The sequence below is a fragment of the Halomonas sp. genome (assembly GCF_031581305.1).
Taxonomy (GTDB): Bacteria; Pseudomonadota; Gammaproteobacteria; order Pseudomonadales; family Halomonadaceae; genus Halomonas.
Map to the genome: position 1 here is coordinate 1 of NZ_JAVLBC010000118.1, position 10,103 is coordinate 10,103.

The 10,103-nt window shown below is 71.0% G+C and carries 10 protein-coding genes; 2 read left to right on the forward strand and 8 right to left on the reverse strand.

Going from position 1 to position 10,103, the window contains the following annotated elements:
• The 7 genes from RI841_RS10780 to RI841_RS10810 all read right to left on the reverse strand — a co-directional run.
• On the reverse strand, nucleotides 1-1,019 hold a 1,019-nt coding region (locus RI841_RS10780), incomplete at its 3' end, for a lipocalin-like domain-containing protein (RefSeq protein ID WP_310705602.1).
• Nucleotides 1,016-3,526 carry an ABC transporter permease gene (locus RI841_RS10785; RefSeq protein ID WP_310705603.1) on the reverse strand — a complete coding sequence of 837 codons (2,511 nt, stop codon included), beginning with the start codon at nucleotides 3,524-3,526 and terminating at the stop codon, nucleotides 1,016-1,018. The genes RI841_RS10780 and RI841_RS10785, both read right to left, overlap by 4 nt.
• Nucleotides 3,517-4,200, reverse strand: a complete 684-nt coding sequence (locus RI841_RS10790; protein WP_310705604.1) for an ABC transporter ATP-binding protein — start codon at nucleotides 4,198-4,200, stop codon at nucleotides 3,517-3,519. Before RI841_RS10790 ends, RI841_RS10785 begins: the two co-directional genes overlap by 10 nt.
• Before the next feature lie 112 nt (nucleotides 4,201-4,312).
• A complete protein-coding gene (locus RI841_RS10795) occupies nucleotides 4,313-5,341 on the reverse strand; it encodes a metal ABC transporter solute-binding protein, Zn/Mn family (RefSeq protein WP_310705605.1) in 1,029 nt (342 codons plus the stop codon).
• A gap of 38 nt (nucleotides 5,342-5,379) precedes the next feature.
• Entirely contained in the window at nucleotides 5,380-6,270 is an 891-nt protein-coding gene (locus RI841_RS10800) for a metal ABC transporter permease (RefSeq protein WP_310705606.1), read from the reverse strand.
• Nucleotides 6,254-6,988, reverse strand: a complete 735-nt coding sequence (locus RI841_RS10805) for an ATP-binding cassette domain-containing protein (protein ID WP_310705607.1) — start codon at nucleotides 6,986-6,988, stop codon at nucleotides 6,254-6,256. The genes RI841_RS10800 and RI841_RS10805 overlap by 17 nt, the downstream gene beginning before the upstream one ends.
• A complete protein-coding gene (locus RI841_RS10810) occupies nucleotides 6,988-7,137 on the reverse strand; it encodes a hypothetical protein (protein ID WP_166644574.1) in 150 nt (49 codons plus the stop codon). Before RI841_RS10810 ends, RI841_RS10805 begins: the two co-directional genes overlap by 1 nt.
• Nucleotides 7,138-7,354: 217 nt before the next feature.
• Here RI841_RS10810 and RI841_RS10815 point away from each other — a divergent pair, with 217 nt between their 5' ends.
• Together RI841_RS10815 and RI841_RS10820 are read left to right on the forward strand one after the other, a co-directional pair.
• The gene (locus tag RI841_RS10815) at nucleotides 7,355-7,831 is read left to right on the forward strand and encodes a TspO/MBR family protein (protein WP_310705608.1); all 477 of its coding nucleotides are present in this window, start codon (nucleotides 7,355-7,357) and stop codon (nucleotides 7,829-7,831) included.
• Between the two features lie 12 nt (nucleotides 7,832-7,843).
• Nucleotides 7,844-8,734: an alpha/beta fold hydrolase gene (locus tag RI841_RS10820; protein ID WP_310705609.1), complete on the forward strand. Its 891-nt coding sequence runs from the start codon at nucleotides 7,844-7,846 to the stop codon at nucleotides 8,732-8,734.
• Between the two features lie 34 nt (nucleotides 8,735-8,768).
• On the opposite strand, the gene RI841_RS10825 is transcribed toward RI841_RS10820, so the two are convergent.
• Nucleotides 8,769-10,103 (reverse strand): UbiH/UbiF/VisC/COQ6 family ubiquinone biosynthesis hydroxylase (locus RI841_RS10825; RefSeq protein WP_405000936.1); only part of this gene is annotated, 1,335 nt, incomplete at its 5' end.

The window sequence follows — 10,103 nt, forward strand, 5'->3', positions numbered from 1 at the left end:
AGACCCTGATCAGGGACCCGAAGCCGCCAGCGGGTGGGCAGTTCCCGGCCGGCCACGGTCGAGGTGGCCAGCGGGGTGAGGGCGAGGGCGTCGTCCTTCAGAGGCAGGGTCTTGCCCCCGGGGGTGATCCAGCTGCCCGAGAGGTAGTCGCCCCCGCGAGCGCCGCCGCCGCGCAGTCGGAATGCCATCAGCTTGTGTCCGTTGGCCAGGTGCAGCGAGAACCAGTCCCAGCCCGCCTGGTCGGGTCCGAGCAGTTGGCTACTCCACTCGCGGTCGAGCCAGGCGCGGCCCGTCACCTGGCGGGGTGTGCCATCCAGGGTGACCTCGCCACTGACCCGATAGAAGGGCTGGCTGACGTAGATCGAGCCCTGGCCGTCGGCGGACTTCTGGCTGAAGCCGTTCTCGCCGTGCCGTACCAGGGGGCCCTCGGCCTCCAGGGCCAGCCGATAGCCGAAGCGCGCGTCGTCCGGCCCAGCCCGGGCAGCGAGGGTAAGGCGGTCGAGGGCATCGCGCCCCGGTTGGCTGACCCGGCTTGCCAGCATCCAGTCGTCGAGCCAGGCGCGGAAGGGGGCTGCGGTGACGCCCGCCTGGTCGCGCTCGGGGTCGCTTCCCCGCGAGCCGCTGCGCGCGAAGCGTTCGGCCACTCGGTGGGTGTCACCCCGAGAGACGGCCAAGTGAGCCATCCAGAGTTGCTCGGCGGCCCAGGGGATCGCATCGTCAGGGCGCTCGTCGGGGGGCCGCTGGGCCTGGCGGAACAGGGTCCACTGCACTCCCAGTGGCTCACCGCTCTCGTCTTCCAGGTTGGCGGTGAGGTACCACCACTCCAGGCGGTAGTCGGGATGGGGACCGTGGTCCTCGGGAAAGCGCAGTCGGGTACCGGGCCTGGCCTGCACGAAGCCGCCGGCCTCGGCGCCCAGCCCCGCGAAGCCCTGGGACGGGGCGGGGGGCGTCTCCCCCTCGCAGCCCGGCAGCCCTACCGCGAGCAGTGCTGTCAGCAGGCACGTCAGCCAGGGTTTCATGGGGCCTCCTCCTCGGCCAGCAGGGTGCGGGGCGGTGTGCGCCACAGGGTCAGGGCCGGCAGGCCGGCCGCCAGCAGCGCCACCCCCAGGGCGGTGGCCAGGGTCAGCCCGATCTCGGCGGGGAAGACATGCAGGGGCAGGCGCCAGCCGAAGGCGGCCACGTTGATCACCGCCACCAGGCAGGCGGTGATGGCAACGCCCAGCGGTATGGCGGCCAACCCCGTGACCAGCGACGCGCCGCCCAACTGGGCCAGCTGGATGCCGGCCAGGCGCCCCCGGGTCACACCCAGGGCCCAGAGCGGCGCCAGCCGACGGCGGCGCTCCCGGGCCTGGGCGAGCAGGCTGGCGAGCAGGGCCAAGGCCGCCACGGCCAGGGTCAGGGCATTGAGCGCCCGGGTAATGGCGAAGGTGCGCTCGAAGATCTCGGTGGAGAGTGCCTTGACCTGGCGCTGGTCGATCAGCGACTCCGGGTCCAGCGCAAAACGGGCGGTCAGCGCCCGGGAGAGGGCCTCGGCCTCGCGCTCTCCGGCGAGCACGATGCCCAGCGATCCCGGCACGGCGGCGAAGCGTTCCCGCAGCGCAGTCGCGGTCATCAGCACTTCGCCGCGGGGATTGCCGTAGTCGGGGTAGATGGCGGCCACCCTCACCCGCTGTCGGCCACCCGGTGAGCTCAGCACCAGCTGGTCACCGGGGCCGATGCCTTGTCCGAGTGCCAACTGCTCGTTGATAAAGGCCGACCCCTCTTGCAGCGCCGCCCAGGCCGCGTCGCGCCCGGCTCGGGTCTCGAGCAGTGGCCAGGTCGGTGTGAGCCGGTTGCCCGGGGTGATGCCGAACAGCACGACCGGCGCCTCGAGGCGCCGGTCGTCGGCCCCGGCCTGAACCTCGAGCAGGGTCGACTCGGCATTGGCGGTGGGCAGCAGCTCGTCGACCTCGTCGCGCGCGCCCAGCCAGGCCTGCACGACATCGAACTGCTCGGGCGGCGGGCGCAGGTAGAGGTCAGCGGTCAACCGCTCGTCGAGCCAGTCGAGAAAAGTGAGGCGAAAGCCGCCGACCATGCTGCCCACCCCCAGGTTGGCGGAGAGCGCGATCAGCAGTGCCATCATGGCCAGCGAGAGGCGCGGCAGCTGGAGCTGCAGGTCGGCCAGCGCCCACTGGGTCAGGGGGCGGCGTCGGGCAAGCCCGCCGAGGCCGGCCAGACCGATCGCCAGCAGCGGCGACAGCCAGAGGGCACAGGCCAACATCATCGCCGCTACCAGCACGAAGCCGGCGATCAGCCCCTCGCCGGCGGGCTGCGTGGCCAGCCAGGCCCATATTGCCAGGGCCAGCAGGCCGGTGATGGTGCCAGCGATCACCTGGCCACGCAGCTGGCGCTGGAAGCCGGCGCGCCACGCCTGAGCCTGGCCCATCCCCAGTACGCCGAGGCGCGAGGCCCGCCACAGCGTTCCGCTACCGGCGACGAAGAGCCCGCCCAGCGTCACCCCAAGTCCGCCCAGCCAGTAGTGCCAGGGCAGGCGTAATTCCGAACCCACCGCGGCGCCATAGAGGTTCTGCAGCGTGGCCGCCACGTCGGGCAGCAGGGCACGGGCCAGCCAGACACCGCTGGTGATACCCGCCAGGGCGCCGATGATGCCCAGCAGGACCAGTTCGAGCGCCAGCAGGGCGACCAGGGTGCGCCCCGGCACGCCCAGCGCGCGCAGGGTGCGCAGCAGTCCCAGGCGCTGCTCCAGCGCCAGGCCCAGCGCCGCCTGGACGATGAAGAGCCCGACGATCAGCGCCAGCAGCGCCATGGCAGTGAGGTTGAGGTGGAAGCTCGCGGTGAGCTCGCCCGGGTCGACCAGGGTGTCGGCGCGGCTGAGCCGGTAGCCCTCGGGGGCCGAGTCCAGCGCGCCGGCCGCGGCCACCAGCCGGCTGACCGCAGTGCCACGCTCCAGCAGCCGGGCCGCGACGGCGATGTCCACGACCAGGGTGTCCGGCGGCAGCGACGGGGCGAGGACCAGCGGCGGCAGTCGCCGGCCATCGGCCAGCGTCGGCTCGGCGCCGGGGGCCGTCTGCCGATCGAGCCCCAGCCGCGGGATGGTATCCGGGGCCAGTCGGGTCTGCCAGGGTGGCGTAAAGAAGGCCGTCAGCTCACCGCTACTGCCTGCCGTGGCGAAGGCGCTGTCGCCGGGCAGGGTCAGCGGGTCGATACCGATCACCGTCAGCCGCTCGCCCGGCGACGTCACCACCGTGCCCTCCAGCAGTGGTGAGACCGGCAGCCCGGCGCGGCGCAGAGTCACGAAGTCCTCTCGGTCGAGGGGCTCGCCGTCGCGGCGCTCCAGGCGGTCCAGACCGGTGGTGAAGAGCGCCTCGGCCCGGTCGTAGCTGTCCCTGGCCGAGGCATTGATCGCCTGCACGCCGCTCCACAGCGCGCCGGCTACCCACAGGCCGAGCAGCAGCATGGCGAGCTGGCCGGGGTGGCGGCGATAGTGGGAGAGCAGGGTGACCAGGGCGGTGAGCATCAGGCGCATGCGTTCTGCCCCGTCGCGGGCCGCGTCAGCCGGCCATGCGTGAGGTGCAGCCGGTGATCCAGCGGCGCGGCCACCCGGGGGCTGTGGGTCACCATCAGCAGGGCGCAGCCGGTGTCGCGTACCAGGGCCAGTAGCAAGTCCAGGACATCGTCGGCGGTGCCCTCGTCCAGGTTGCCGGTGGGCTCGTCGGCGAGTAGCAGGGCCGGGCGTGGCGCCAGGGCGCGGCCGATGGCCAGGCGCTGCTGCTGGCCGCCGGAGAGCTGCTCCGGGTAGCGCTTCGCCAGGCCGGCCAGGCCCAGCCGCTCGATCAGCTCGGCCGTCCAGTCGGGCCGCTCGCGCCCGGCCAGACGCGCCTGCAGGCGCAAGTTGTCGAGCACGCTCAGGCTCGGCACCAGGTGAAACTGCTGGAACACCAGGCCCAGGGTCTCGCGACGTAGCCGCGCCCGGCTCGCCTCGCCGAGCGACGAGATGGCCCGGCCGGCCACTATGACCTCGCCGCGATCGGGCAGGTCCAGCCCCGCGGCCAGGTGCAGCAGGGTCGACTTGCCGCAGCCCGACTCACCCATCAGTGCCAGGCTCTCGCCGTTGGCCAGGGTCAGGTCGACCCCGGCCAGTACCTCCAGCGGGCCCTGAGGGGTGGCATAGGCCTTGTGGACCTGGCGGAATTCGAGCATAGCGGCCTCCCTGCGGTAGAGGCTTTGATGTTCCCACAAAAGCGTTGTCCACATAAAAAGTCAGCGCCACCCGAAGGTGGCGCTGGTCGCGTGGCAAGGCGAATGCCCACGATCAGTGGTCGTGGTCGTGGTCGTGGTCGTGGGCATCGCTGCCTTCGCCCTGGCCGGGCTCGGCCAGGGCGTCGTGCAGGGTTCGGGCGTTGTGGCGCATCATGCCCAGCCAGCTGCTGGCTTCACCCTCGCTGGCCAGGGCGTCGGCATAGAGGGTGCCAGCCACCGGCAGACCGGTTTCCTCGGCCAGCTGGTCGATCATCGCCGGGCTGGTCATGTTCTCGTGGAACAGCGCCTGGACGTTCTCCTCGCGGATCACGTCGATCAACCGGGCCATGTTGGCCGCACTGGGCTCGGCCTCGGTGGAGAGCCCCTGGGGGGAGAGGAACGCCAGGCCATAGGCGCGGGCGAAGTGGCCGAAGGAGTCGTGGCCGGTGATCACGCTGGTGCCAGCGGGAATCTCGCCGAGCAGCTCGCGCAGATCGCCATCGGCGGCGGCGATCTCTTCCCGATAACGCTCGGCGCTGGCCTGATAGGCCCCGCTGTTGTCCGGGTCGGCCTCGATCAGGCCTTCGAGGATGTTGGCCACGTAGAGCGGACCCATGCCCAGGTCCTGCCAGGCATGGGGGTCGATGGGGCCATGATCATGGCCGTCGTGATCGTCCTGGGTTTGCTGGTCTTGCGCGTCATGCCCGTGATCATGCGCATCGTCGTGGTCGTCATGGCCGTCATCCTCAGCGGCGGCGATCCTCGCCGCGATGCCGTCGGTGGTCACCACCAGGGGGCCGGCAAAGTCGCTGGCGTCGATCAGCCGTTCCATCCAGCCCTCGAACTGCAGGCCGTTGAAGACCACGAGGTCAGCCTCGGCCAGGTCGCGGGCGTCGGTGGGGCGCGGCGAGTAGACGTGGGCATCGCTGTCCGGCCCCACCAGGGCCGTCACCTCGACGTGCTCGCCGCCGACGTTCTCGATCATGTCGGCGAGGATGCTGAAACTGGTGACGACCTGGACGCGTTCGGCGGCCAGGGCGGCGGGCAGGGCCAGCAGGGTGGAAGCCCCGGCGAGCAGGGCAAAGGGGCGTGAGAGGCGCATGGCAGGCTTCCTCGGTGGTTGTGTCAGGGGATGCTGTGTCAGTCGTGTTCGGGCGCGCCCAGCGGCGCGGCATGGCGACGCCAGCGGGCGGTCAGGCTATGGTGTCGGCCGAACAGCGCAGAGAGCACATAGCCGCTGCCGGCCAGCAGGATGATGGCCGGCCCGGAGGGCAGGCTGAGGTGGTAGGAGAGCAGCAGGCCGCCGGTGCTGGCCACCAGGGCGATGCCGATGGCGATGGCGATCAGCCCCTCCAGGCGCTGGCTCCAGAAGCGCGCCGTGGTGGCCGGCAGCATCATCAGGCCCACCGCCATCAGGGTGCCCAGGGTCTGGAAGCCGGCGGTGAGGTTGAGCACCACCAGCCCCAGGAAGATGCCGTGCACCACGCCGCCGCGCACCCCCTGGCCGCGCAGGAACAGCGGGTCCAGGCACTCCACCACCAGGGCACGGAAGATCACCGCCAGGATCACCACGATCAGGCTGCTGATGCCGGCGATCAGCACCAGGGCGGTGGAGTCCACGGCCAGGATCGAGCCGAACAGCACATGGGTGAGGTCCACGCTGCTGCCGCCCAGCGACACCAGCATGACGCCGGCGGCCAGCGAGATCAGGAAGAAGCTGGCCATGGCCGAGTCTTCGCGGTGGCCGGTCATCTGCGACACGCTGCCGGCGAGTACCGCGATCAGCAGCCCCGAGAGGATGCCGCCCAGGCTCATGAGCGGCAGCGAGAAGCCTGCAGCCAGGAAGCCCAGCGCCACGCCGGGCAGGATGGCATGGGCCATGGCGTCGCCGATCAGGCTCATGCCGCGCAGCATCAGGAACACGCCCAGGGGCGGGGCGGCCAGCGACAACGCCAGGCCGGCCACCAAGGCGCGCTGCATGAAGCCGTACTCGAGGGGCACCAGCAGCCAGGCGTCAATCAGTGCCAGCATGGGAAGCATCCGGAAAGGTCAGGGGCAGGCGCGGTGCCCGGGGCACCAGGCCGCTATGGTGGTCGACCAGGGCGTCGGGGCTGACCCAGCGGCCATGGCCGCCGGAAAGCAGCAGCACCTCGTCGGCCAGGCGGGCAAGCTGTTCCATGTCATGGATCACCACGATGATGGTGGTCCCGCGTCGTGCCATGTCGCGCAGCACCTCCATCAGCACGTCCACCGTCTCGATGTCGACGTTGGCAAAGGGCTCGTCGAGCAGCAGCAGCTCGGCCTCCTGCATCAGGGTACGGCCCAGCAGGGCGCGCTGGCGCTGGCCGCCGGAGAGCTCGCCCAGTGGCCGGTGGGCCAGCTGCGAAATGCCCAGCCGCGCCATGATTTCGCGGCCGCGCCGGTAGTGGGCCGCACAATACCCTTTCAGGGCCCCGTGGCTGGGCCAGGTGCCGGTCATGATCAACTCTTCCACGCTCATCGGGAAGGTGAGGTCCAGCGCCAGCTGCTGGGGGAGCCAGGCGCAGCGCTCACGGGGTACCCGGCACTCCACGCTGCCGGCCACCGGAGACAGCATGCCCATGAGGGCGGCGATCAGGGTGCTCTTGCCGGCCCCGTTGGCGCCGATCAGGGCGGTGATGGCGCCATCCATGAAGCGGCCGTCCAGATGCTCGAGCACCGTCTGGCCACCGCGGGCCAGCTGCAGGTCGTGCAGTTGCAGGCGCGACATCAGGACCACCATCCCGCGGCCCAGGAGACCGTCAGCCACAGGGCGGCGAGCGGTGCGGCGACCAGCAGCAGGCGGCGGGTCGCCGAGAGCGACATCAGCGAGAAATGGCAGGGCCCTTCCGGGCGATGCCGGTGTCGGTGGTGCGCCATGGTGAGGAGCCTCCGGAAAAACAGGTGGAGGTTATAACATAACAATGTCAGGGTTGGCCACCGCGAGATGCGACGTCGGGTGCTGCCTCTTGAAGCGCATCGACCCGCATGCTGGTGGCGCGGCGTTGCACGGATCCCCGGGGCGCGATGCCGCGGCCTGGGCGGCCAGGGGAGTGTGGTAACCTCCTTTGACGGCCGACTGGCAAGGATGTCACGCATGACCCCGACCCGCTCCCTGATGATTCTCCTCGGCTGGCTCGCGCTGGTGACGCTGACCGCGATGACCGGCATCGCCACCCCGCCCGGCGAGTGGTACGCCGGCCTGGCCAAGCCACCGCTGACCCCGCCCGACCTCGCCTTCCCCATCGCCTGGAGCACGCTCTATCTGCTGATGGCGCTGGCTGCCTGGCGGGCCACTCTGGCCGCCGCGCCCGCTGCGCGCTGGCACACCCTCTGGCCCTTCGTCGCTCAGCTCGCCGCCAACGCCCTGTGGTCGATCCTGTTCTTCGGCCTGCACTGGATGGGCCTGGCACTGCTCGACCTGCTGCTGTTGGGGGGGCTGATCGTGCTGACCATCCGCCGCTTCGCGCGGGTATCCCCCGTCGCCGCCTGGCTGCTGGTGCCGTACCTGGCCTGGGTGAGCGTTGCGGCCTACCTCAATGCCGCCACCTGGTGGCTCAATGGCGGCGGCTAGACGATGACAGGGGTGTCACAATGGCTCTGGTGGGGCCTGCTGCCGGCGGGGCTGGCGCTGCTGCTGCACCGCTTTCATCGGCGGCTGAGGGTCAGCCTGGCGGCGCCGCGGGTGCCGGTGCAGCGCCGCCTGGACGAGCACGGCGTGATGGGCGAGACGGTGACCATCCCCACGCAAAGGGGCAGGCGTCTGGTGGGCTGGTGGCTGCCCGGCGAGGGGCGCGGCACGGTGGTAATCACTCACGGCTGGGGGGCCAACCGCGAGCTGATGCTGCCACTGGCAACGCCGCTGCAGGCGGCCGGCTGGAACGTGCTGCTGTTCGATGCCCGCAACCATGGCGAGAGCGACGCCGACAGCTTCTCCTCCATGCCGCGCTTCGCCGAGGACACCGAGGCGGCGCTGGCGTGGCTGCAAGGCCGCCCCGGCATGGCGCAGGCGCCAGTGGCGTTGCTCGGGCACTCGGTAGGCGCCGCGGCAGTGCTGCTGGCCGCCTCGCGCCGCGACGACATCGCCGCCGTGGTCAGCCTCTCGGCCTTCGCCCACCCCGACGGCATGATGCGCCGCTGGCTGGCGGAGAAGGGGCTGCCGTTCTTTCCCGTGGGCTGGTATGTGCTGCGCTATGTGGAGCGGGTGATCGGCCACCGCTTCGACGCCATCGCCCCGGTGCACACCCTGCCGCGGGTGCACTGCCCGGTGCTGCTGGTACACGGCCGTGACGACCAGGTGATTCCACCGAGCGATGCCGAACGGCTGCATGCCAGCCGCGGCGATACCCCGGCCGAGCTGCGCCTGCTACCCGGCGATCATGACCTCAGCCAGCACATCGATGCTGAACTGCCCGAGTTGCTGGCTTTCCTGGAGGCCGTCCTGGCCGAGGCTGCGCCCCACGCAAGTCGAACCTGAGACGCCCAGCGCGCTTCTCGCGCTTTCATCGCCTTCACAGCCCCAGGGCGTGACGCATCACCTGGCGCTTGGCGCCCTCCAGGCGTTCGGCCACCGCCAGCCCGGCGGCGCCGGCATCACGCAACGGCGCTGGGCCGGTGAACACATGGTGGAAGGTCTCCATGGCGGCGATCATGGCCAGGGTTTGAGGGCGGCGGGTGCGGGCATAGCCGGAAAGCGGCCCTCGTCCGCCCGGGTCCTGGCCCGCCTGAAAGGCCGACACCACCCGGTCGCTCAGGGCCGCGGCGTCCTGCAGCCCGAGGTTGAGCCCCTGGCCGGCCAGCGGATGGATCACATGGGCGGCGTCGCCCACCAGCGCCAGGCGCGGCCGCACGTAGCGCTCGGCGTGGCGGCGGCGGATGGGGAAACTGCCGCGGCCCCGTACCGCCTCGATGCCGCCGAGGCGCGTGGGGAAGGCCGTCTCGATGGCCAGGCGCAGCGCCTCGTCGTCCAGCGTCTCGCGGGAAAGCGTCGCTTCGTCGCTGTCGTACCACACCAGCGAGGCATGGTGGCCGGGCAAGGGCAGCATCGCCTGGGGGCCGTGGGGCGTGAAGCGCTGCCAGCTGACGTCTTGCTGGGGCAGGCGGGTGCGCACGTTGATGATCAGCGCGCGCTGGCCGTAATCCTCGTCCTGGGTAGCGATACCGGCCAGCTCGCGGATGCGTGAGCCGGCCCCATCGGCGCCCACCACCAGCCGTGCAGCCAGCAGCCGGCCATCATCAAGTTCGACCAGGGCATGCTGCCGGCCACTGATCAGCGCGATCGGGCTGACATGGCACAGGGGGGTGACGTTGGGCAACTCGGCCAGGCGCCGCCAGAGGGCGTGGCGAATCACCCGGTTCTCGACGAAGTAGCCCAGGTCCGGCAGCCCGAGATCGGAGGCGCTGAAATGGACATGGCGCTTCTCGGTCGCGTCGCTGGCCTCGATATGGCGGAAAGGGCAACAGCGTGCCTCGGGGATGAACGACCAGGCGCCCACCCGCTCCAGCAGCCGCTGCGAGGCCAGGTTGAGCGACGATACCCGCAGGTCGAAGGGCGCATCCTCGGCAATCGCCTCGGGCGCTCCGCCGCCTTCCACCAGCGTGACGGCCATGCCGGCCTGGCCGAGGGCCGCCGCCACGGCCGCGCCGACCATGCCGCCGCCCACGATGATCGCATCCAGGGTGTCGTCCATGCTTCTCTCCAAGCGGAAACTCTGCCCAATGGGGAAACTACCGCCCAGGATATCGGACCTGCCGAGCCAGGGAGTGGCCAGGCCCCCGGCGTTCGGCACCTGCTGGAGGAACGTCGCTCGGCCGAGGGCCTGCTTGCCTAGACGGCACGCTTGCGG